At 44.0% G+C, this 24,595-nt stretch carries 21 protein-coding genes; 4 read left to right on the forward strand and 17 right to left on the reverse strand.

The window, feature by feature from the left end:
• Positions 1-6 precede the first annotated feature (6 nt).
• The 14 genes from AC6R05_RS15635 to AC6R05_RS15700 form a co-directional block, all read right to left on the reverse strand.
• A complete protein-coding gene (locus AC6R05_RS15635) occupies positions 7-1,815 on the reverse strand; it encodes an extracellular solute-binding protein (protein ID WP_500647957.1) in 1,809 nt (602 codons plus the stop codon).
• A 101-nt stretch (positions 1,816-1,916) separates the two neighbouring features.
• On the reverse strand, positions 1,917-2,960 hold the full coding sequence (locus AC6R05_RS15640; protein ID WP_500647932.1) for an ABC transporter permease: 1,044 nt from the start codon (positions 2,958-2,960) through the stop codon (positions 1,917-1,919).
• Positions 2,957-3,979 (reverse strand): ABC transporter permease subunit, encoded by a 1,023-nt coding sequence (locus AC6R05_RS15645; RefSeq protein WP_150868951.1) that lies wholly within the window; start codon positions 3,977-3,979, stop codon positions 2,957-2,959. The genes AC6R05_RS15640 and AC6R05_RS15645 overlap by 4 nt, the downstream gene beginning before the upstream one ends.
• A 398-nt stretch (positions 3,980-4,377) precedes the next feature.
• Positions 4,378-5,088: an orotidine-5'-phosphate decarboxylase gene (gene pyrF, locus AC6R05_RS15650; protein WP_152469017.1), complete on the reverse strand. Its 711-nt coding sequence runs from the start codon at positions 5,086-5,088 to the stop codon at positions 4,378-4,380.
• A gap of 96 nt (positions 5,089-5,184) precedes the next feature.
• Positions 5,185-6,360 carry a lipopolysaccharide assembly protein LapB gene (gene lapB / locus AC6R05_RS15655; protein WP_500647933.1) on the reverse strand — a complete coding sequence of 392 codons (1,176 nt, stop codon included), beginning with the start codon at positions 6,358-6,360 and terminating at the stop codon, positions 5,185-5,187.
• Positions 6,361-6,383: 23 nt separating this feature from the next.
• The gene (locus tag AC6R05_RS15660; RefSeq protein ID WP_032552068.1) at positions 6,384-6,656 is read right to left on the reverse strand and encodes a LapA family protein; all 273 of its coding nucleotides are present in this window, start codon (positions 6,654-6,656) and stop codon (positions 6,384-6,386) included.
• Positions 6,657-6,784: 128 nt separating this feature from the next.
• Positions 6,785-7,069 carry an integration host factor subunit beta gene (gene ihfB, locus AC6R05_RS15665; protein ID WP_032552067.1) on the reverse strand — a complete coding sequence of 95 codons (285 nt, stop codon included), beginning with the start codon at positions 7,067-7,069 and terminating at the stop codon, positions 6,785-6,787.
• A 100-nt stretch (positions 7,070-7,169) separates the two neighbouring features.
• On the reverse strand, positions 7,170-8,840 hold the full coding sequence (rpsA, locus tag AC6R05_RS15670; protein ID WP_032552066.1) for a 30S ribosomal protein S1: 1,671 nt from the start codon (positions 8,838-8,840) through the stop codon (positions 7,170-7,172).
• Between the two features lie 107 nt (positions 8,841-8,947).
• Positions 8,948-9,628 (reverse strand): (d)CMP kinase, encoded by a 681-nt coding sequence (cmk, locus tag AC6R05_RS15675; protein ID WP_032552065.1) that lies wholly within the window; start codon positions 9,626-9,628, stop codon positions 8,948-8,950.
• Positions 9,629-9,881: 253 nt separating this feature from the next.
• A complete protein-coding gene (gene kdsB, locus AC6R05_RS15680) occupies positions 9,882-10,628 on the reverse strand; it encodes a 3-deoxy-manno-octulosonate cytidylyltransferase (protein WP_152469018.1) in 747 nt (248 codons plus the stop codon).
• Complete coding sequence (locus AC6R05_RS15685) at positions 10,628-10,807, reverse strand: Trm112 family protein (RefSeq protein ID WP_032552063.1); 180 nt, start codon at positions 10,805-10,807, stop codon at positions 10,628-10,630. Before AC6R05_RS15685 ends, kdsB begins: the two co-directional genes overlap by 1 nt.
• Complete coding sequence (lpxK, locus tag AC6R05_RS15690) at positions 10,788-11,795, reverse strand: tetraacyldisaccharide 4'-kinase (RefSeq protein ID WP_500647958.1); 1,008 nt, start codon at positions 11,793-11,795, stop codon at positions 10,788-10,790. Before lpxK ends, AC6R05_RS15685 begins: the two co-directional genes overlap by 20 nt.
• A 13-nt stretch (positions 11,796-11,808) precedes the next feature.
• Entirely contained in the window at positions 11,809-13,557 is a 1,749-nt protein-coding gene (msbA, locus tag AC6R05_RS15695; RefSeq protein WP_032552062.1) for a lipid A ABC transporter ATP-binding protein/permease MsbA, read from the reverse strand.
• Between the two features lie 32 nt (positions 13,558-13,589).
• A complete protein-coding gene (locus AC6R05_RS15700; protein ID WP_500647934.1) occupies positions 13,590-15,863 on the reverse strand; it encodes a DNA internalization-related competence protein ComEC/Rec2 in 2,274 nt (757 codons plus the stop codon).
• 16 nt (positions 15,864-15,879) lie between these two features.
• On the opposite strand from AC6R05_RS15700, the gene AC6R05_RS15705 reads away from it, so the two are divergent.
• Positions 15,880-16,389, forward strand: coding sequence for a DUF2062 domain-containing protein (locus AC6R05_RS15705; protein WP_032552060.1), 510 nt, complete (start codon positions 15,880-15,882; stop codon positions 16,387-16,389).
• A 175-nt stretch (positions 16,390-16,564) separates the two neighbouring features.
• Here the strand turns inward: AC6R05_RS15705 and lolE are convergent, their stop codons facing one another.
• The 3 genes from lolE to lolC are packed head-to-tail and all read right to left on the reverse strand — an operon-like array spanning position 16,565 to position 19,702.
• Positions 16,565-17,809 (reverse strand): lipoprotein-releasing ABC transporter permease subunit LolE, encoded by a 1,245-nt coding sequence (gene lolE, locus AC6R05_RS15710; protein WP_500647935.1) that lies wholly within the window; start codon positions 17,807-17,809, stop codon positions 16,565-16,567.
• The gene (lolD, locus tag AC6R05_RS15715) at positions 17,809-18,501 is read right to left on the reverse strand and encodes a lipoprotein-releasing ABC transporter ATP-binding protein LolD (protein WP_500647936.1); all 693 of its coding nucleotides are present in this window, start codon (positions 18,499-18,501) and stop codon (positions 17,809-17,811) included. The genes lolE and lolD overlap by 1 nt, the downstream gene beginning before the upstream one ends.
• Positions 18,494-19,702, reverse strand: coding sequence for a lipoprotein-releasing ABC transporter permease subunit LolC (gene lolC, locus AC6R05_RS15720; RefSeq protein ID WP_500647937.1), 1,209 nt, complete (start codon positions 19,700-19,702; stop codon positions 18,494-18,496). Before lolC ends, lolD begins: the two co-directional genes overlap by 8 nt.
• Positions 19,703-19,928: 226 nt before the next feature.
• Here lolC and AC6R05_RS15725 point away from each other — a divergent pair, with 226 nt between their 5' ends.
• From AC6R05_RS15725 to AC6R05_RS15735, 3 genes are all read left to right on the forward strand, one after another.
• Positions 19,929-20,498 (forward strand): PilZ domain-containing protein, encoded by a 570-nt coding sequence (locus tag AC6R05_RS15725; protein ID WP_500647938.1) that lies wholly within the window; start codon positions 19,929-19,931, stop codon positions 20,496-20,498.
• 5 nt (positions 20,499-20,503) lie between these two features.
• Positions 20,504-23,965 carry a transcription-repair coupling factor gene (gene mfd, locus AC6R05_RS15730; protein WP_152469024.1) on the forward strand — a complete coding sequence of 1,154 codons (3,462 nt, stop codon included), beginning with the start codon at positions 20,504-20,506 and terminating at the stop codon, positions 23,963-23,965.
• A 65-nt stretch (positions 23,966-24,030) separates the two neighbouring features.
• On the forward strand, positions 24,031-24,595 hold a 565-nt coding region (locus AC6R05_RS15735), incomplete at its 3' end, for a CsiV family protein (RefSeq protein WP_500647939.1).

Raw genomic sequence — 24,595 nt, forward strand, 5'->3', positions numbered from 1 at the left:
CATCCGTCACAACTTAAAACGGTCATCAACAAATGAAACCGGAGTATAGGTTTTCTCTGACTTCATCGATGCTTGCGTCTCTTTCTTCAGTGAAGGATCTATCCAGAAACTACCAATATCCATCGGGTGGAAGATAGACTCTGTCTGCTTAGTCATTGGGTTCTCTGGATACTGGACCCAGCGCCAATGCGCAGCGCGTGAATACGGCACCATATAGCCTGGAACGATGATATTAGCCTGTGTAACGTAATCTTGAATCTGATACGAGAGTTGATAACGCTTAGCTTGGTCAAACTCAGCATCATACGCTTCTATCAATTTATCCAGTTCAGGACTACTGTAGTTAGTGTGTGCATTGGTTTGCGGTTTATTGGCGTTGTCTGAGTGCAAATACTCCCAGTAAGAAGGGATTTCACCCGAGCCCATATTGAGAAAAGCCAATTGATGCTTTTTCTCTAGAATGTATTTAAACGCCGATGACCCATCGACCAAGTTAAGGGTAAAGTCGAGACCCGCTAACTTGGCTTGCTCTCGGAGAAACGCAATTCTTGGCGTCCATGCGTTGTAACCGTAGGTGATAGCAAACGAAAGCCTCTGACCCTGTTTATTGATACGGATACCATCAGAACCAATGGTGTCAAAGCCGGCTTTTGCAAAGTGCTCAGCCGCTACCTGAGGGTCAAATTCTGGCGCTTTATTCGTTGGGTTATCGTATTTTCCATGTCCAAACCCGAGCCCATGTGGCTTACGAGAGTAGTCACCACGCATGATGTTTTTAATCATTCCGTCATAGTCGGTAGCGTGCATAATGCCCTTACGAACATTGATATCATCGAGCAATGGTTGCGCAGTATTCATCCACAAACCACCGGCACCTTGCGGTGTTTGATTGAACCCCCAAAATTTCTGGATGTAACCATCTTTAAAGCCTTGGGAGTCAGATTTCCCATGCCAATATTCAGGGAGTACGAAATCGAAGTAATCCAATTTACCTTTTTCAAAGTGCTTTAGCGCGATATCAAAGTCACGAATAACCGTAATACGCACCTTATCGACATTGTAGCGATTCTGATAATAGCGATTTGAATAGCCCCACCACTTTTCACCGACATGTTTGAAGGTAACACTCTTACCTTTTTTAACTTTATCTAGGTAATAAGGGCCTGCTGTGGGTTCACTCTTGAAGTTATATTTACGAACAAAGTTATCAACCATACCGTCATTATTTGCATCTTTCTCATCCGCAAAATAGTGTTTTGGTCTTGGTTGAAAGCCGTTACTTGGCATATTGATCAACACCATTAAAGCGTCTTGGCTCTGCTCAACAGCGGTTTCTACGGCAATGGTGTATTCATCTACTTTAATCACATCAATAATGGACGTTGAAAAGAAATCGTTATACCAAGGGTCGACGATATCTTTAGAGCGATAATAAGTGAGCATAAACAGATAGTCATCTGCCGTTATTTTCTCTCCATCAGACCATGTCGCATTGGGATCAAGCTTAAAGTAGACCGTTTTGTTGTCTTCAGAGAACGCCCAATCAGTCGCTAACTGTGGAATCCACTTGCCCGTATTAGGGTGTCGCTGAGCAAGCTTTGGGGCACCATCCATAAAGTAATGACGTAACCCTGAATTTGCGTCTGGCCCAACGCTACGCAAGGTCTGAGGAAAACTGGCCATGAATGTACGTAAGGTGCCGCCGCGTATCGCATCTTGTGAAGCAAAAAGTGGTTCATTGTTGTTAGACAACCATTCAACGCCCTGCGGTAAAGCAGTGGTTTGCGAGAAAGCTGATGTGGATAAACCCGCCATCAACGCTGAAATACATATTGAGAGTGTTCTATTCATAATTACATCCTGTAATTGGATACTTCCTGTAATTGGATACTTCCTGTAAATGTCTGAATCTAGGCTTATACGTAACGTGTGAACTTTTTGGGATCAAATGCCGAGCGTATCGCTTCACCTATAAATGTCACCATGACTAAAACTGCCACGATGGCTCCGACAACTGAGATCACAATCCAAGGAGCATCTAGATTCGATTTCCCTTGCTGTAGTAATTCACCCCAACTAGGCGTAGGAGGCATTAATCCAAGCCCTAGATAGTCGAGTGCCGTTAATGCGGTAATGTTAGCAGCAATCGTAAATGGCGCTAAAGTCACTATCATAACCATAGTATTGGGTAAGATATGATGCACTAGAATACGCGTCGTCGAAGCACCTAACGCTCGGGCTGCCATGACATATTCGCGAGCAGACTCTTTATATGTCATAGTTCTCATATACCAAGTGATTCCCATCCAGCCGAACAAAACATTAATCGCGACAAACAAGGTAAACGTTGGCTGGGTTATCGAGACTAAGATCATAATCACGTACAGAAACGGCACCATCGACCAAATCTCTATTAGCCTCTGAACAAACAAATCAAACTTGCCACCAAAGAAGCCCATACAACACCCGACCACAGTACCAATCGCATAAGAGATGGCCATGGTCATTAAGGCAAACCCCATCGCTATACGAAAGCCATAAACTAAACGCGCTAAAATATCTCGCCCTATCGCATCCGTGCCTAAATAATGTTTACTCTCAATACTCGGTGCTAGTGGTGGGAAGTCCCCAGAAAAGTCCTGCTCATAAGGGTTCCAAGGCACAATAGGCATGATGACAAAGTTACCCTCGCCTTCATCCTCAAAAATCTGTTTCAGATCTCTATAATCAGCCTCACTCGCATAGCTTAGCCCGAAGTCTGTCCCTGGCCTTACGTCTGAGAGAACAGGAAATGACCATTCGCCTTTGTAGCTAACGAGGAGTGCTTTACTGTTAATAAAAAACTCAGCGAAGATTGAAAAAATAAGTAGGAAACTCAGGATCAAAAGTGACCAATATCCACGTTTTATCTCTTTAAAGTGTTTAATCTTTTTCTGTGTTAGTGGGGTTAGTCTTATCATGCGCCAAACCTCACCCTTGGGTCGACAGCGGCAACACATAGATCAGAAACAATATTACCAATCATCAACATCGCAGCGTTAATAGCGACAATTCCCATAACAACCGGATAATCTCGCTCCATTATTGATTCATAACCTAATAAGCCAATACCATCGATATTAAAGATAACTTCAATTAAGAAAGAACCGGACATAAAGAATAATAATGAGTTACCAAAATGACTCGCTATCGGAATTAAGCTATTTTGTAAAGCATGTTTTTTAACCGCTTGCTTAAACGGTAACCCCTTCGCTATGGCTGTTCTAATATAATCAGCAGAGAGGTTTTCCATAAGGTTATTTTTCATTGTCATCGTGAGCGTCGCAAAATCGCCAATCAAATAACAAATGAGAGGAAGTACGGCATGCCACATGATGTCCTTAATTTGGTCTACCCAATTTTCATAGTCCTCAAAATCATCCCCGACGAATCCTCCCATAGGAAACCAATCAAGGTTATAGGCAAACAATGTGATTAGAAAAACGCCAACAACATATCCGGGTAACGCGTAACCAATAAATATTAAAATTGAAGACGTAGAATCAAATACTGAACCATGTTTGATCGCTTTATAATATCCAAGTGGAATTGATATAAAGTAACTAATAAAGAACGTCATTCCTCCATAAAACAACGAGATTGGTAAACGTTCAGCAATCATGTCACTCACTGGCTCGTAATAACGAGTTGATTCACCAAAATCTAATACGACAATCTTAGACAGCCAATTAACATAAGATTCTAATATAGGTTTATCTAATCCATAGAAGGCATTGAGTTCTGCAATCTGATCATCTGATAGTGATGAATTATTACCCACAACGCTTACTGCCGCACTGTCAGTTCCTGAATGCATTTTTGACAGCATTCTTTCTACCGGACCACCCGGGACGAAGCGAGTAATGGCAAAAATCAAGATTGTTATTCCTATAAATGTTGGAATGACAAGCAATAAACGCCTCAATATATAAGCTAACAATTGGAAGTACTCCATACCAATTAATTACATTTAAACCACATCCTGTGGACAATCACCAACCCACACACTGGTCCGATGAGATTTCAGTTCGTAAACTCTAGTTCATAAGAATATTGAATTAAACAATTACATCCAATTAACATTAAAAATAATCGACTCAAGTCATATTATTATAGTTAATTTGAGAAAATCGTTATGTAAAACCACAATATGTGTCGGTTTATTTAGACCACAATTAGAATAAGTAAATATAAAACCGAAGGAATATGTTGATAAGTATATATTTTAGAAAGGAAAGTTATAGAAAGGGAGTTATATAGTGAATATCACTACAAGGTGCACGGTTTAATCGTTTGCTAATTTTATTAAACGAGATAAACCATGCACCTACAGAATAATTAGTTGTTATTCATATGTAACAATTCATTGTTAATATTCTTTAACACTTCAGCTGGATCAGCAGCCTGAGTGATTGGGCGGCCAATAACTAAGTAGTCAGAACCTGATTCAATCGCTTTAGAAGGCGTCATGATACGCTTCTGGTCACCAACATCAGCACCTACAGGGCGAATGCCCGGAGTCACCAATTTGAACTCTTGGCCCAACTCACCTTTTAGTAATGACGCCTCTTGCGCAGAGCAAACAACACCATCTAAGCCTGCATTTTTAGTTAGGTTAGCGAGACGCATCACCTGCTTCTGTGGCTCAATATCAAGACCAATACCAGCAAGATCTTGTTGCTCCATGCTTGTCAGTACAGTCACACCAATCAGCAATGGACGATCTTTACCGTAAGGTTCAAGAATCTCGCGTGATGCCGTCATCATACGCTCACCACCACCAGCATGAACGTTCACCATCCAAACACCCATTTCCGCTGCTGCACGAACTGCTTTAGAACATGTGTTTGGAATGTCGTGGAATTTCAAATCTAAGAAAACCGAGAAACCACGCTTGTGTAGCTCACGTACAAACTCTGGTCCGAATAAAGTAAACATCTCTTTACCTACTTTTAGGCGACAAGATGCTGGATCGATTCGATCGACAAAGGCCAAAGCATCTGCTTGGTTGTCGTAATCCAGGGCTACAATGATTTTTTGATCGTTCATTTCATCTCCTAACGCAGTTTATTGTCTTAAATTTTACTCATAAAAATGCAGCCCGAAAGCTGCACTATTTAATTTGGTCTAACATTGACCATAAATTTATTCACCATCAAGGCCACGGATCGGCTTGATCGTCCCCCACCCCTTACACGAAGGACAGTGCCAATATAGAGAGTGGGTCGAGAAACCACACTTCCTACAACGGTAGTGAGGCTTCATTTTCAGTTGTTCACCAACCATAGATTGTAACGTGGTTAAGCTGTTCTTAGCTCGCCCCTCTTCAGCTTCTGCAATATGATAATCAATCAATCGATAAAAGCCTTTCATCGTTGGGTTTTTAAGAAGTTGTTTGGTCAAAAGTTCCTGAGCAGAGCCGATATCTTCATGCTGTGCAACTAGCTGGGCCAACATTAACTCAGCAGATACGCCTGCTTTTTTATGAATACAAACTTTAAGGAATTCGACAAGCTGAGCTTCCTGTCCCAAGTGGTGATAACAGTCAGCTAAAGTTGGAAGTACTTCACTAATAAAGTCGATGTCTTGATCAACAACAGATTCAAGGTACTCTATCGCCTTCTTGTACTCTTCATTTGCCAGATGAATTTTGGACAATGCTATGCTGGCTCTGACGCACTTAGGATCTTCACTGAGTGCTTTCTTAAAGTGTTGTATCGCTTTGGACTTGTTACCTTCGGCTTGCTCCTGCATTGCCATTTCACACCAGAAATGAGCAACCGTGGCACGCATCTTAAGCTTCTTCTTACTGATTTTGATTAGCACATTACCGTATTGAATGGCTTTGTTCCATTCTCGGGTTTGTTGATAGATAGAAACCAGTTGTTGAAGTGCACTCTCTTTATGGTCTGGTTCATCGACGAGTTGCTCAAAGATTTTCTCTGCTCGGTCTAAAAAACCCGATGCCATATAGTCTTTTGCGAGTTGCTGTAGTGCGAGATTTTTTTGGTCAATCGTAAGACCGGAGCGGGAAATAAGATTTTGGTGGATACGAATAGCGCGATCAACCTCTCCTCGAGAACGAAATAGGTTACCTAACGCGAGGTGTGTATCTATCGTTTCGTTGTCAACTTGAAGCAGTTCAATAAAGTGGTCAACCGCTTTATCCGACTGATCTGACAAAAGTAGGTTCAGACCTGTCACATACTGACGAGATATCTGATGAGATTGCTTTTGCTTTTCTTGCTGAGCATTACGATTACCCATATACCAGCCATAAGCCGCAGCAATGGGTAAAAGTAAGAACAGTAACTCTAACATTCAGTATTAGCCTTTCTCAGCTATCAAGCTTTTGATTCTACAGCGACTTGCTTTGATTGCTTGTTTAGCTTTTTCTTTAAACGGTGGATCTGTAGCTGAGATTTCATGTGCATGCTACCAAACACAATCCATGCTAGAACAAAACCCGATACAAACACTACACCAAGTAATGTAGATAGGTGGAAGTCACCTTGGGCAAGCAGATAATTGAAGTTCACGATAGTTTGGTTTTGAGAGCCTAAAGCCAGTGCAATTAGGAAAAGTGCAATAACAGCGACTATTTTTATAATTTTCATATTCATCACTCATTGGTTAATTAGCAGTACGATTATGCAGGAAAATTACTTATCAGACCACCATATTATGGTCATAAAAAAGCGGCATACATTGTAGTATGCCGCTTTTCAAAATTCCGATAAGTAATCTACATTCCTGTATTTACTCGTTCGCGTAGCTCTTTACCTGGTTTAAAGTGAGGAACGTATTTACCATCCAGCTCTACTTTGTCACCGGTTTTTGGATTACGGCCAACGCGAGGCTCACGGTAGTGCAGCGAGAAGCTACCAAAACCACGGATTTCGATTCGATCACCACTTTCCAATGTTGAAGCCATGTGCTCTAAAATGTCTTTTACAGCGTCTTCAATTTCTTTTGCAGAAAGATGCGTTTGCTCAGCGCATAGTCTTTCAATTAATTCAGACTTAGTCATAGTTACCCTCGTTGGTTTTCTTTTTAGAAATTATAGACCTATCGGAAAAATAAGCAAAAAAAAAGGGACCCAAAGGTCCCTTTCTTAGCGAAAAATTAAATTATTCGCCTTTAGCAGCTTTGAATGCATCTGCCATTGCGTTACCGAACGCGCCTTCGTCAGACTTGTTCAGTGAAGCCATTGCTTCTTGCTCTTCAGCTTCATCTTTAGCTTTGATAGATAGGTTGATTACGCGGTTCTTACGGTCAACACCTGTGAACTTCGCTTCAACGCTGTCACCAACGCTTAGGATTAGAGACGCATCTTCAACGCGGTCGCGAGAAACTTCAGAAGCACGGATGTAACCTTCTACGCCTTCAACAAGCTCGATAGTTGCACCTTTCGCGTCTACTGCAGTTACAGTACCGTTTACTAGAACGCCTTTCTTGTTGTCAGCAACGTATGCGTTGAACGGGTCGTTTTCCATTTGCTTAACGCCAAGAGAAATACGCTCACGCTCTGCATCTACTGCAAGAACAACTGCTGAGATTTCGTCGCCTTTCTTGTACTCACGTACAGCTTCTTCACCAGCAACATTCCAAGAAATGTCAGATAGGTGTACTAGACCGTCGATACCGCCTTCAAGACCGATGAAGATACCAAAGTCAGTGATAGACTTGATCTTACCAGTAACTTTGTCGCCCTTAGCTTGCATTTCTGCAAATGACTGCCATGGGTTAGCTTTACACTGTTTCAGACCTAGAGAGATACGACGACGTTCTTCGTCGATATCAAGAACCATAACCTCAACTTCGTCGCCAACATTAACAACTTTAGATGGGTGGATGTTCTTGTTAGTCCAATCCATTTCAGAAACGTGTACTAGACCTTCAACGCCTTCTTCGATTTCAACGAAGCAGCCGTAGTCAGTTAGGTTAGTAACACGACCAGAAAGCTTGTGACCTTCTGGGTAACGCTTAGCGATTGCTACCCATGGATCTTCGCCTAGTTGCTTAAGACCTAGTGATACGCGAGTACGCTCACGGTCGAACTTAAGAACTTTAACTAGGATTTCGTCACCAACGTTAACGATCTCAGATGGGTGCTTAACGCGCTTCCAAGCCATATCTGTGATATGTAGAAGACCGTCAACACCGCCAAGGTCAACGAATGCACCGTAGTCAGTAAGGTTCTTAACGATACCTTTAACTTCAGTACCTTCTTGTAGAGTTTCAAGAAGTTCGTCACGCTCAACGCTGTTCTCAGATTCGATAACAGCACGACGAGAAACAACAACGTTGTTACGCTTCTGGTCTAGCTTGATTACTTTGAACTCTAGCTCTTTGTTTTCTAGGTGAGCAGTGTCACGGATAGGACGTACGTCTACTAGAGAACCTGGAAGGAAAGCACGGATACCGTTTAGTTCAACAGTGAAACCGCCTTTAACTTTACCGTTGATGATACCAACAACAGTTTCAGCTTCTTCGCAAGCTTTCTCAAGAACGATCCAAGCTTCGTGACGCTTAGCTTTCTCACGAGAAAGTTGAGTCTCACCGAAACCGTCTTCAACAGCGTCTAGAGCTACGTCTACTTCAGCGCCAACTTCAACTTCAAGTTCGCCAGCAGCGTTCTTGAACTGTTCAGCAGGGATAGCAGATTCAGACTTAAGACCAGCGTCAACAAGAACGAAACCGTTCTCGATAGCTACTACAGTACCTTTAACGATGCTGCCTTGTTGGAATTCTGTTTCGTTTAGAAACTCTTCAAAGAGTTGAGCAAAAGATTCAGTCATTATTTAATCTTCAATAATTAAACGTCCATGGGTATCCTACCGCATGGGGTTGATAAATTCGCCGGTTATCATCCTTGCAACCAACGTTCTTGCTAGCTCGGTAAAAGTTACCCAGCCAGTTTCGATTCAATATAGTGTAGTGCTTTTTCTACCACCTGCTCAATATTCATTGAGGTGGAATCTAGCACAAGCGCATCCTCAGCAGGGCGCAGTGGCGCTACTGGGCGATTACGATCTCGGTCGTCTCGCTCTTGGATCTCGCTCAAAAGGTCGTCAAATTTAACATCTAAGCCCTTGCCTTGCAACTGTTTAAGGCGGCGATTCGCACGCTCTTCAGCACTCGCATCAAGGAAAATTTTCGCTTCAGCATTGGTGAATACTACAGTACCCATGTCACGACCGTCTGCAACAAGTCCCGGCGCTGCGCTGAAGGCACGTTGACGACGCAGCAGTGCTTCACGTACGCGAGGCAGTGCAGCAACTTTTGAAGCCGCCATACCTGTCTCTTCTTTACGAAGCTCGCCAGAGACATCTTCGCCTTCAAGAATCACTTTTACCAATTCACCCTCAGCAATAAACTGAACGTCTAAATGCGTTGCTAAAGGAACTAAAGCATCTTCAGACTCTGTGTCTACACCATGATGGATTGCAGCTAGTGCAAGCACGCGATAGATAGCACCCGAGTCTAGTAAGTGAAAACCTAACTTTTCAGCTAGTAACATACATAGGGTACCTTTACCTGCACCACTTGGGCCATCAACCGTAATCACTGGGCTTTGAGAAGGCATGTTTTACTCCACGTTTCTTCGTAAGTTTTATTCCGCACTCGCATAATACAACTGCGTTAACAGGCGGCACATTATAGAGAAAAATCAGTGTCGGGGCGAGGTAAATCTCACATTAATCCCTGTGAGCCTGATATAACGAAGTATTTATAAATCCCTCTGTTTAACTCGTATGTTTGTAGCAGCTTTAATGAAAAAGCCTCGCGAATCTGCGAGGCTTTTATAAGGCTTAAAATTGCGTTTTAAAGGGGACACATTATCCAATAATTGCTCTGACCGCTTCGAGGTCCTCGGGCGTGTCTACACCAGCAGCAGGCGCTTCTGCTGCAATATCAACATGGATTTTTTCTCCATACCAAAGCACACGTAGCTGTTCTAAACACTCTATACGCTCAAGTGTACTTGGTTCCCAATTAATGTAGGTATTTATAAAGCCTGCGCGGTATGCGTAGATTCCGATGTGCCTTAACAATGGAGACTCTGCATTTGTTCCATTATTAGCGTACGCATCGCGATCCCAAGGAATCGTGGCACGGCTAAAGTACAGTGCATAGCCATCTTTGTCCGTCACGACTTTTACAGCGTTAGGGTTAAACACTTCATCAACATGAGTGATTTCTACCCCTAATGTGGCCATTGGCGCTTCACTACCCGCAAGGTTGTTCGCTACTTGATTTATGATACTCGGTGGGATAAGAGGTTCGTCGCCTTGCACGTTTACAATGATATGATCATCTGGGATATTCATCACTTCGATCACTTCAGCAAGACGCTCTGTTCCAGACTCATGTTTAGGAGAGGTCATACAAACGTCTGCACCAAATGCTTTTGCTGCCTTTTCAACTCGAGCATCGTCGGTCGCGATAATGACTTTATCTGCACCAGCTTTGACGGATTGTTCATAAACCCATTGAATCATTGGCTTGCCGCCAATATCAGCTAAAGGCTTTCCAGGTAAGCGGCTCGATTGATAACGAGCTGGGATGACAACCGTAAATGACATTATTTGCCCTCATCCATTGAGATTGTGCGTGCTTCTGGCTCAAGAAGCACAGGAATACCCTCTTTAATTGGGTATGCAAGGCGATCAAGTTTACAAATCAGTTCTTGCTTATCTTTATCAAAAGTTAATTTACCTTTACACACAGGGCAAGCAACGATTTCAAGTAGACGGTGATCCATAGTATTCCATAACCTCTTTAATTTTTTGCATAACTTTGTTCTGTGATGCTTGGTCAAATTGCGCAGAAACAGGCAGATACCACCAATTATCTTGCGCATAACCTTCACATTTCACAGCATCTTTTTCTGTCATTATGATGTTCTCACCCTTTTCAGCAAGAGCGAATAACTCATCTTGGTCAAAATCTTTATGATCAGCGAAACCTTGAGTATGAACCACATCAGCACCAAGGTCTTCCAACGTTTTGAAGAAACGTGGTGGATGGCCAATTCCTGCAAATGCGACTAATTTTGTCAGCGCTTCTAAGGATGTCCTTTCTCCAGTTTTTAGGTTAACCACTTGGCTAGGTGCCAAAGACATCGCCATCTCATTAAATTCTGGTTGCCCACCGTTCGTCACTATAAAATCGACTTCACTTAAACGCGATACTGATTCGCGTAATGGCCCCAACGGAATCGCTTGTTCATTACCAAAACGGCGAACACCATCAACCACCACGAACTCGATATCTCGTTCTAAAGCATAATGCTGAAGGCCATCATCAGTGACGATAACGTCAACTTTAGAATCTAACAGAGCTTTAACCGCATTAGCTCTAACTGGATCTACAGCGACAGGCGCACCCGTTCTTTTCATAATCAAACGAGGTTCATCACCACAATGAGCTGCAGGTGTATCTTCAGATAAAACCAATGGATAACTCGGCGCTTTTGCACCATAGCCACGTGAAACAACACCCGGCTTATATCCTTGAGATTGCAACATCTCAACTAGCCAAACTACAACTGGCGTTTTGCCGTTGCCACCCGCCGTAATGTTTCCTACGACTATCACTGGTACAGGCGCTCGATACTTCGCTTTAGTACCTTGCTGATACGCTTGGCGACGTCTTTTACTGATAAAACTAAAGAGTAAACTCAATGGCCACAACAGTGGCCAAAGCAGATACTTTAAAGGGTGATTATCAAACCAAATCTTTTCGACCACGCTTAACTCGTCCCTACTCACCAAACTGAATACGGTGAAGTTGAGCATAGGCACCATCATGCTGAATTAGCTCAGCATGAGCACCACGCTCGACGATATGACCGTCGTCAACAACAAGAATCTCATCAGCTTGCTCAATGGTTGATAGTCGGTGCGCAATCACTAGAACAGTCTTATCTTTCTGTAGCTCATCTAACGCAGATTGAATTGCACGCTCAGACTCAGTATCTAGAGCGGAGGTTGCCTCATCTAAGATGAGTACAGGGGCATCTCTCAACAGTGCTCGAGCAATAGCTAGACGTTGACGCTGACCACCTGACAAGCTTGCACCGTTTTCACCGATGATAGTATCGAATCCATTTTCCATACCTTCGATAAATTCAGTCGCATGAGCCAGTTTTGCCGCATGTTCGATCTGTTCTCGTGTGTATTCTTCTTCTGCAGCATAAGCGATGTTGTTCGCCACTGTATCATTGAACAAATGAACATTTTGCGAAACCAATGCAAAGTGCTGACGAAGATTTTTCAATTCGTAGTCACGAATATCATGACCATCAAGCTCGATAGAGCCAGAATCTACGTCATAGAAGCGAGTGAAAAGGTTGGCAATGGTACTTTTACCCGACCCTGAACGCCCAACGAGAGCAACAGTGTTCCCTTTAGGTATCGTAAAGCTGACATTCTCAAGGGCTGATTTTTCTGCTCCTTGGTAAGTAAAGGTAATGTCTTTTACTTCAACGTCGCCTTTCACAGACTGAGGCTGCAGCGTTCCGGTATTTTTCTCAGTTTCTAGATCCATCAAACTGAACAGCGTTTGGCTCGCTGCCATACCGCGTTGGAATTCTGCGGTCACACCTGTAAGTGCTTTCAACGGACGCATCAGACCAAACATTGCTGAGAATACAACGGTAAACGTACCTGGAGTAAGCTCCGCCTTAATTGAGTCTACACTTGCCAAGAATAGAACGACTACAATTGCTACCGATGCGATCATTTGAATAATTGGGTTAGCCGCTGCCTGCGCCGTTACCAATTTCATCGTTTGTTGACGCATTTGGTTGCTCACTTTGTCAAATCGCTCTTTTTCCACGTCTTGACCACCGTAAGTTAATACAACTTTGTGGCCCTTAAGCATCTGTTCCGAAGATGATGCAACATGCCCCATGCTGGTCTGCATGTTCTTCGATATTTTTCTAAATCGCTTGGAAACGATACTGATCGCCCACGCAACAACAGGAGCTACAGCAAACAATACTAATGAAAGCTGCCAACTGTTCCAAAACATCAGCACCAATAAGCCGATAATACTAGCGCCCTCACGAACGATACTAACTAGAGCTCTACTTGTTGCAGCAGATACCTGTTCAGAGTCGTAAGTAATACGAGACAGCAGCGAGCCCGTTTGCTCTTTATCAAAGAACGACACCGGCATATGCATAAAGTGATTGAATATCTTGCGTCGGATTTGCATCACCACATTGCCGGAAACCCAGCTTAAACAGTAGGTAGATACAAAGCCACTGACGCCACGAATGAACATCATGGCGAAAATAATAAGTGGAAGAGTTCGTAAGAAGTCTGATTCTGCGCTACCGAAACCTTCATCCAGTAAAGGCTTCAATAATGAGATCATATATGTGTCAGAAACCGCGTTAATAATTAGAGCAACAACCGCGACCGCCAACCCTGATTTATACAATCGAATATAAGTCCAAAGTCGCTTGAAGGTAGCCCAAGTATTTTCATCTTTTTCTATAGACATGGAATCGCTTAATTTTTCTCACAATAATCTATCTATTCTACTCCCTTCCTGAGCATCTGCCTATACCATGGCTGTGCTCTATCTTGTCTAATCGAATGATAATTCCAGTCTTCAGCACTAACCATGATGGTAATTTGACCACTTTCACCAGTATCTAACCAATTCGCATTAATCAACTGATATCTTTTAACAACCTCTTCATTAGGCATTCCCCATCGATTACCTTTTGCTAACGATGCTACCGCCAATGTAGGTGACACAGATTCAATAAAACGACGGCTCGATGAGGTTTTGCTGCCATGATGAGGAACAAGCATGACGTCACTTTGTAAGACAGAGCCTTTTCTCGACAACATCCACTCGCTGACTAATTCGATATCACCCGTCAGCAGCATAGAAAATTGACTACGCGGGTCGAACAGGCGTATGACACAGGAATGTGGGTTATATGCGCGCTTTGTCAGCCTGGGCGGCCAAAGAACACCAAACTCCAAACCTTGCCAATGCCAAACATCCCCAGCTATACAGGTATACACTTGAGGTGAAACCTGCTCACTCAATCCCTGGCTACTTCGTACCCAAAAACCTGATTTCGACACCATGAGGTCATCCAAGCCTCCGGCATGATCTGAATCTAGGTGACTTAATATGACACCATCAACAGGCGGATTAGACCTTTGATGCAATATTGGCAATAACGTTGAAGCGACAACTGAACCACCTTGCCAATGATTACCTAAATCGTAGAGAAGCGTTCGCCCACCTTTTTCGATGATAACAGCTAATCCATGCCCCACATCCAGTACATCAATCCTCCACTCATTAGACGCCATCTCCGGTGCTGTTTCTCGAAGACTGACCAGTACAAGTAGCAACATGCTCACCCAAGGTCTGAAATAACGATAGATGAACAAACTGATGATTACAGCCAAGCTCAACCATTGAGCTATCTGTACATCAAGCTCCCACCAAAAGGGTGCCGCCCAAGAAGATGAAATAGAAATAACTTCGAGTAGAGCATCAATAAATTCCCATAGAACCTGCACATGCTCTGATACAAAGATATGGACAAATAAGGCTAGAAAAAGCATCGGCATAACTAGAAAAGTTACCCAAGGCAGCATCAGTAAGTTATAAAAAATCGAAACAACACTTAAGCCTTGGTAAAAATAAAGAGTCATGGGTAACAACAAGAGTGTAAGCACACACTGAACTTTGACAGCCAAGATTAGCTTGCTGACAAAACCAATGTGAGAATGTTCAGAACTCGACATTGAAATTGCATATAGAACGGCCGCTAATGAGCCAAAAGAAAGCCAGAAGCTTCCAGTCAGTGCCGAATATGGCCAGATAACGAGAACAATACAAACACTCACCAGAATAAAGTTGAGACTGCTAATGCTTCTCCCCTGCCAAATAAAATAACTTCCTAAACAACACATCACTAGCGCTCTTACCGTTGGTAATGTAAAGCCAGAAAACCAACTATAGGCAAGCGCTATCGTTAAGCCTGCGACAAAAGGAGTCCAAGTCATCATCGGTGTTAAGCATCGTATACCACGCCCTAATTGATAGCCGATACCAAAGGCCATACCAATATGCAAGCCCGAAATCGCGACTAAGTGAATCAAGCCACTGCTTTTAAGCTCTGACCACCTTTGTTGTGAAATAAAGTCTCGATATCCAAAAGTTAACGCGACGATTAAATCTCGGTTCGATAATGAGTCAAGGTTTCGCGTTATTTGATCAAACCAAATCGCGCGCCAAGATGAAGTAGATTGAATACGATATCGCGTGCCGGACTGGTAAGATGCATGAGCCACTATTTTTTGACTGAAAGAGTAGGTTTCTAAATCAAAGCCAGCCTCATTGAGCTTACCTAGAATAGGTTTGATCCTGACACTCAGTTCAATTGTTTCGCCTTGAGTGACACGAAAAGGGGTAAACAGCCTAACCTTTACCCATTGCCACCTGTCTAATTTATCACCGTTAATTGATCTAACTACAATTACGCTTTCATAACCTCGGCTATTTTCACTAAAAAGGCTAACAACCGATGCATTTATGGTAATATCCTGCCCGGACTTAAAGAGTACAGTTGTTTGCTGTTTTACCAAATCACTGACCATTAAAACCACCATTACCCCACAGAGAACACCTCTTAAAGGTTGGGAAACGCTATACTTGGTTGATGCTAATAGAACGAGCAATATCACCCAAGCCCAGTTCCAATGGGGCATGACAGGCCATAGGCTTGCTGACATTAATGTCAAAGCAAAAGACAATAAAAACCAAGTATTAAACAAAAGAGTTACTTCCTATATGCCAAGAAAGTTTATTAAGCGTTTTATGCCTGACCATGAGCTCATCAAGCGTCAGAAAGCATTAAAAGTTTTTGGCAACGTGCTATATAACCCAAATTTATGGTGCTTAAATCGACGCTCTGCCGCAGGGGCGTTTGCAGTGGGTTTATTTATGGCGTTTGTTCCGCTACCAAGCCAAATGATCATGTCTGCAGGCCTTGCTGTTATGTGTGGCGTAAACCTGCCATTGGCAGTCGCCTTGGTTTGGGTAAGTAACCCAGTTACCATGCCAGTCCTGTTTTATTTTGCTTACAAGGTCGGCGCGTTCGTCATGCATGTCCCACCTCAACCATTCCACTTTGAACTTTCTTGGGACTTCATTCTTGCTCAAATGAGTACTATTGGTCCTCCGTTCCTGCTTGGTTGCTTAATCTGTGGCATCGTCTCAGCAATGATCGGCTACTTCGGAATCCGTGGGCTGTGGCGATATTCCGTTGTAAGAAGCTGGAAGAAAAGACAAGTTAGATAAGAATAAGACTGTCACGATAACCTCCGCTTCACGGTTAATAAAACAATGAAAGCCGAGCTGTGAAGCAAGAAATAAAACTCTGTTGCATGCTTTTTCAGTAATAGCGCTAGCAATAAGTAAAGAAAACAAAAAAGGATCCCAGTTGGGATCCTTTTTTTATACCGTTAGTAAGTAATTATTTTGAACTTAGTACTGCTGCTGGATTTAGCTTCGCAGCTCGAGAGGCGGGATAAAGGGTCGCCAATAGGCTCAAGACTATCGCGGTACCAGACACCACCAACACATCCACCATATCTAGTTGTGAAGGCAAGAAGTCCACAAAGTAGATATTCCCAGATAAGAACTGGTGGTCAATAAGCGCCTCTAACCCTTTTATCAAGTGAGTGAGATTGAGTGCCACTAATACACCAATAACACTACCGACTAAGCTACCTAACACACCTGAGAACGCACCCTGCCAAACAAAAATACGTTTCACCAACCCATCGGAGGCACCCATGGTTCTTAAAATGGCAATCTCTGAAGCTCGGTCTTTCACCGCCATCATCAGCGTTGATACGATATTGAAACAAGCCACACCAATAACCAAAACCATAACCAAGTACATGATGGTACGTACTAACTGAATATCTCGGTACAAGAAGCCATACTTTTGCTGCCAACTTCTTAGATATACATACACATCCAATTGGTTACCGACTTCGCGCACAATGTTATTCGCGTTGAGAACGTCATTCACCTTAAGTGAAACGCCAGTCACAGCATTGCCCAACTTGGCGTAGCTCTGTGCATCTTTTAACGGCACAAGCGCTAAGTTATGGTCTATCTGCCCATTAAGGGTTAATAGCCCCGCTACTTTTACTCGAACACGCTTTGGCGCTTGAACCTTAACGGAACCGTTCGCCGTTGGAATCATCAAGGTTAAGTAGTCCCCTACTTTGGCCCCAATCGTATCCGCTACTCCCGAGCCAAGAATGACTTTTTGTTCGCCACTATTAAATGATCGCCAGACCGACTCGTCGATAAAGTTGCCTAGGCTCGATACCTGTGATTCCAGCTCTGGATCGATTCCACGAACTTCAATCGCCTTAAGCTCTTTGCCGCGCTCCGCTAGAGCTGTAATTTTTACGTAGGGCGCTGCAGCCATTACTTTTTCATGACGAACGGATTCGTCAATCACATGCTGCCAGCGCTCAATCGGTTCATTAACGCCTTCAAATTCACCGTGTGATATAACCGAGAGCACTCGAGATTCAAGCTCGCGCTCAAAGCCATTCATCGCCGATAAACCAATAATGATCACCGCAACACCCACTGCGATACCGACGGTTGAAGAGAGTGAAATAAAGGAGACCATTTTATCGCGCTGCTTAGCACGGCTAAATCGTCCACCAATCAAAAGAGATAAAGAGGCAAACACTAATTCACCTCCTCATTCACATCCACCAGCAGTCCATCTTGCATATGTAGCTGGCGATCCATCTTAGCGGCCAACTCGCCATCATGAGTAACAACTAAAAAGGCCGTATTATATTCACGATTTAGCTCTCGCATTAGGTCGTAAATAGAGAGTGCCGTCGCATGGTCAAGGTTACCGGTAGGTTCATCTGCCAGTACCAGTGAAGGCTTGTTCACTAAAGCTCGAGCAATCGCCACACGCTGCCTTTCACCACCGGACAGTTCCGACGGGCGATGATCGACTCGATGACTCAGCCCAACCTTATCTAACAAGGCAGCCGCCTCTTTTTTAGCTTGGCTCGGTTTTACGCCACCAATAAGAAGCGGCATAGCAACGTTTTCTAAGGCAGAGAAGTCCGCAAGCAAATGATGGAATTGATAGACGAAACCTAAATGCTGATTGCGCAACTTAGCTTGTTTATTCGAGCTAAGCGCCGCGAGATCCTGCTGTAGAAAGTGCACACTTCCCGCTGAAGCATCATCCAGTGCGCCCAAGATGTGTAACAAGGTACTTTTGCCAGATCCAGATGTTCCGATAATCGACACCAGTTCACCCTGCTCAATATCAAAGCTCACGCCTTTAAGCACTTCAGTATCGAGTGAGCCTTCGCGATATGTTTTACGGATGTCGCGACATTGAAGAAAATTACTCATAACGAAGAGCCTCAGCAGGTTTAACAGAAGATGCGCGATAAGATGGGAATACCGTCGCTATTAGACTAAGTGCGATCGCTAAAACAACGACCACGACAATTTGAATAGGATTAATCAAGATTGGCAAACTGCCACCAAACGAGAATAAGGCGACCCCCATGATTTCTAGAACAGTATTGAGGTTCATCGCCAATACAACGCCCAAGACACCGCCAGAGAGAGCACCAATAACACCGCTACTCGCCCCTTGAACCATGAATATCCCCATCACTTGTCCATCAGACATACCTTGTGTTTTAAGAATCGCCACTTCAGATTGCTTCTCCATTACCACCATAATCAAAGCGGAGATAATATTGAAAGCGGCCACTCCGATGATCAAGCCAAGCATCAGGCCCATCATGTTTTTCTCCATGCGAACGGCTTGAAACAACTCACCACGTTGGTCACGCCAATCACTCCACTCCCAACCTTCAGGTAGAGGTTGTTCAGCCAAATCTGCGACTACGAATGGATCTTCGAAAAACAGTCTCCAGCCCGAGATAGTATCCGACTTAAAGCGCATTAATCGGCCAGCATCTTCAATGTGAGTCACCATTAATTGAGCATCGATATCCGAACCCGTATTAAAAATACCAGCGACGGTAAAATTGCGCTGACTTGGAATTCGACCTAATGGCGTATATTGGCTGGCAGAAGTCACCATTAGGCGCACTTTGTCACCCAACGAGACTTTGAGGTTTCGCGCTAATGTATGACCAAGGAATAACTGATACTCGCCTGCCTTCAATGAAGACAAACGCCCAGCAATAAGGTGGTTTTGCAATGGATCGTCAGAAGCAGGTTCAATACCAATCAACAAACCCGCTGCCAATTGAGCAGGGCTTTGAATCACTGCCTCACTGCGGACTAAAGGTTCAACATGCCCTTTCAACGAAAGTTGTTGAGCGAAGGCTGGTGGCGTATCTGTGAGCTGTGTCTTCGCATCACTTTCATAGACTACCGCTTGAGGTAAGACACCAAGGATACGGTCTTTGAGCTGCGCTTCGAATCCATTCATTACTGACAAAACAGTAACTAACGACAACACACCTATAGTGATTCCTGCCGTTGACATATAAGAGACAAAACGGCTAAAGCGATCCCCTGAACGGCCTTTTAGATAACGCAGACCGATAAACATTGAAATAGGATGAAACATACTTTGAACCATCGAGTAGAGTTGCGGGTTAATGTAACGGGAATTACTTTCGGTGTGTAGGGGTCAACTGCAAATATAGAGTGAATTCACCGAATTAGTGGGCGATGACGCACTGTAAGGCATCATTTTCGCTTCAAAAACAAACTATTTGCTACTTTGCCAATACCAACCTTGATTACTGTAGCCACATAGCGATAATCAATAGATCACTTCAAGGAACTAAAGCATGACAGAGCAAGAATTTTTCACCGTCCACCATAGCCTTACCGCCAACATCGAGCCGATGGCTGAAGATTTTGTTCTCCCATCGCAAATCCAGTTCGAATCTGAGATTCCAGCTCCGTTTGTGGTAGCGAGTGAATTCAGCCAACTTGATCTAATGGCAGACAGTGCGCGTAAAGAGTTGAAAAACAGCGATCTCAAAAACGTCATTAGCTTGCTTGATGCTCAAAACTCTAAGCTCAATTTACTGCTCAGTTTTATGCTCTCTCAGCAAGACCAAGCTGAGTATCGTACACATACATACAGTTTTGGTGCGAGCCAGTTCTCTTGCTTTACTCAGTCGGATATCGCTCAGGGAAGCTATGTAAAAGCTAAGTTGTTCCTTGAACATCCGGCCGCCGCTGTATATTGCTACGCTCAAGTAAGCAGCTCAATACCAAGAGACGGCGGATTTGAAGTTCTATTTAAATATGCGCATCTGCGCGACACAGACCAAGATCTATTGATCAAAGCAGCCTTGCATCAACAACAGAAACTGCTTCGTCAACGCTCACTCGATCGAGATAACAAGTAAATCCCATGACCGATACATCGATTTTTACGTTACCGACGCCAAGCGGCGCAGGAGACAAAAAACATTTAGGTAATCTAATTGGCTCTTCACTGGCAGCCTCTATCGCTGGCCTAGCTGAACAACATAACAGCCATACATTGCTCGCGGTACCCGACCCACAAATTGCTCTCAAATTACAGTCCGAGATCGAGCAGTTTACCCAGCATTCAGTAAACCTATTTCCTGACTGGGAAACGCTACCATACGATAGTTTCTCTCCTCATCAAGAGATCATTTCTGACCGTATTGCTCACCTGTATGCGCTGCCGACTCTAAAAAACGGGATCACGATTGTACCGATCAGCACGCTATTGCAACGCCAATCGCCAAGAGAGTTCCTGCTTCAACACACCCTGATGGTAAAAACAGGCGATCTTTACTCACTAGAAAAACTGCGTTTACAGCTTGAAAAATCTGGCTATCGTTATGTTGATCAGGTATTTGGTCCGGGTGAATACGCCAGTCGAGGCTCGATCTTAGATCTGTTCCCAATGGGCAGTAAAGACCCATATCGTATCGACTTTTTTGATGATGAGATCGATACCATTCGTACCTTTGATCCGGAAAATCAGCGCTCAATCGCCGATATTGATGAGATCCGCCTTCTTCCTGCTCATGAGTTTCCAACATCAGATTCGGCAATCGAAGACTTTCGCATTCGCTGGCGTCAGCAATTCGAAGCGCGTCGCGAGCCTGAATCGGTTTATATGCAAGTCTCTAAAGGTACATGGCCTGCAGGTATTGAATATTGGCAGCCGCTTTTCTTTGATCAAACCGAAACCTTGTTTGACTATGTCGCGGACGACACACAAATCTTGGCACTGGGTGATATCGAACAAGCTGTCGATACCTTCCTATCTGACGTAGAACATCGCTACGAGCAGCGCGGTGTCGACCCATTACGTCCATTGTTATCGCCTGACCAACTTTGGCTGAAAAAAGATGAGCTGTTTAGTCACTTTAAGCAAAAAGCGCAAGTGGTGCTTAGCGTTGAGAGCTTAGAGGAAAAAGCGGGACGTACAAACCTACCTGTTTCAGCACTGCCAGATCTTAGTGTCCAACATCAGAACAAAGAGCCGCTTGCTAACCTACGCAAATTCACAGAATCATTCTCTGGCAAAATCGTATTCTCGGTAGAGTCTCAAGGTCGACGAGAAGCATTATGTGAACTATTGCAAGGCATCAAGATTCGCCCTGTCGAAGTCGAGACACTACTGCAATCATTATCAGAGAAAGACAAATTCAACCTCGTTCTTGGTTCTGCTGAGCATGGCTTTATCGATAATCAACGTGAGCTTGCCTTCATCTGTGAAAGTGATCTCCTTGGTGACCGAGTCATTCAGCGCCGCAAGAAAGACAAAAAGAGCGTTAACAGCGACACGGTTATTCGCCATCTCGCAGAGCTAAAACCTGGGCAACCTGTGGTTCACATCGACCACGGTATTGGCCGTTATATTGGCTTACAAACTCTCGAAGCCGGTGGCATGAAAACCGAATACGTAACACTTGAGTATCAAAACGATGCCAAGCTTTACGTTCCGGTTGCTTCACTAAACCTTATTGGCCGCTATTCAGGTGGTGCGGAAGAGACAGCACCTCTACACAAACTTGGTGGCGAAGCGTGGCAGAAAGCGCGTAAGCGTGCCGCAGAGAAAGTGCGAGACGTTGCTGCAGAACTTCTTGATGTATACGCCAAACGTGAGCTAAAGCCGGGCTATAAATTTGTATTAGACCGTGGCCAATACGCCACCTTTAAAGCGGGCTTCCCATTTGAAGAAACCGATGACCAATCGATGGCCATTAATGCCGTTATGTCTGACATGTGCCAACCAAAGGCTATGGATAGACTGGTGTGTGGTGATGTGGGCTTCGGTAAAACAGAAGTGGCAATGCGCGCAGCATTTGTCTGTACCGATAACGAAAAGCAAGTTGCGGTGCTAGTACCCACTACCCTGCTAGCACAACAGCATTTCGAGAACTTCAGAGATCGCTTCGCTAATTTGCCAATTCGTGTCGAAGTGCTTTCGCGCTTTAAGTCAGCGAAAGAGCAGAAACAGATCCTTGCCGACGTTGCTGAAGGCAAAGTCGATATTGTGGTTGGTACGCACAAACTGCTTTCAAGTGATATCAAGTTCCACGATCTTGGCTTGTTGATTGTCGACGAAGAACACCGTTTCGGCGTTCGACAAAAAGAAAAAGTTAAAGCGATGCGTGCTGATGTAGATATCCTCACCCTAACTGCAACGCCAATTCCAAGAACATTGAATATGGCGATGAGTGGTATGCGTGACCTTTCCATCATCGCGACACCACCAGCTCGACGATTGGCCATCAAAACCTTTGTTCGTCAAAGTGATGATGCAGTGATAAGAGAAGCGGTACTGCGTGAAATTATGCGTGGTGGTCAGGTCTACTTCTTACATAATCAAGTCGACACCATAGAAAAGACCGCAGAGTCGCTACAAAAATTGATTCCAGAAGCCCGAGTAACGGTCGCTCATGGTCAGATGCGTGAACGCGAACTAGAACGCATCATGAATGATTTCTACCACCAGCGCTTTAACCTACTGGTGTGTACGACCATCATTGAAACCGGTATCGACGTACCAACGGCTAACACTATTCTAATGGATAGAGCGGACAATCTCGGCTTGGCGCAACTACACCAGTTACGTGGCCGTGTAGGGCGTTCACACCACCAAGCGTATGCATACCTACTAACGCCGCACCCAAAAGCGATGACCAAAGATGCGATTAAGCGACTCGATGCCATTGCTTCACTCGAAGATCTTGGCGCTGGTTTCACGCTAGCGACTCATGATTTAGAGATCCGTGGTGCCGGTGAACTACTTGGTGATGAGCAGAGTGGTCAAATCCAATCGGTCGGCTTTAGTTTGTACATGGAGATGTTAGAGCAAGCGGTTGAAGCACTTAAGGAAGGTAAAGAGCCGTCACTTGATGATCTTCTTCGCGAGCAAACAGAGATTGAGATGCGTCTACCTGCGCTACTGCCAGACGACTACATCCCAGACATCAACACTCGCCTGTCGACATACAAACGCATCGCTAGTGTGGCCAACAATGACGAATTGGCTGAACTAAAAGTCGAACTTATCGATCGCTTTGGTGTACTACCAGATGCGACCAAGAACTTACTGTCAGTATCTGAACTGAAACTGGCGGCGGCGGCAATCAAAGCTAAGAAGATTGAAGCTCACGATAAAGGTGGTTTCTTAGAATTCTACCCAGACGCTGACATAAACCCAGCGTACCTTGTTAAACTATTGCAATCTCAACCGCAAAAGTTTTCAATGGAAGGGCCAACTAAGTTCAAGTTTACGGTACCATTGGTAGACAGACGGAAGCGAATTCAATTTGTCGGTGATCTTTTGGGCGAATTTAGACAAAACTTGCTGCCTGCAAGCTAATTCCACCCTTTTCACTGAGCATTTAATTTATCCAGCCGGATCTCCGGCTGGGATACGGAGTAAAAATGAAACGACTGATCCCACTACTACTATTGTTAGTCTCTATGCCGAGCTTGGCACAAAGACAATTTGATATAGAAGTGATCATTTTCAAGCGTGCTGTTGATGCTGAACAAGTCAATGAATCATGGCCAAACAGCCTTCCTGAAATCTCTCTTGAGCGTGCAGGCTCTTTCCAAAACTCTCAGTTTCGTGCTCAAAAAGGCGTAGAGATGTTGCCTTACTCAGCATATGAGCTAAACGATGAGAAAGAAAAGCTGCGCAAACACGCAGGCTTTGAAGTCTTAATGCATACCGCTTGGCGCCAAGGTGACGAAGGTCGCAATGCAGCACCAGTGTTCCGTATTCAAGCAGGCAAAGATTACTCGCAATCTTTTAACGCTGATGGTTCAGAGAAGAGTGCCGTTGTTGCAGCCAATGCGGAAGGTATTAAAGAAGAGACTATCGACAAGCCTCTGTATGAGCTGGATGGTAAGCTGCAAATCTACGTTCAGCACTATCTATACGCAGAAACAACTCTAGATCTTAAAGCACCAAGTGTTCGTGAAGTCACACTTCAAGAGCAGCAAA

Source organism: Vibrio sp. R11-SG3-ISO9 (assembly GCF_059834255.1).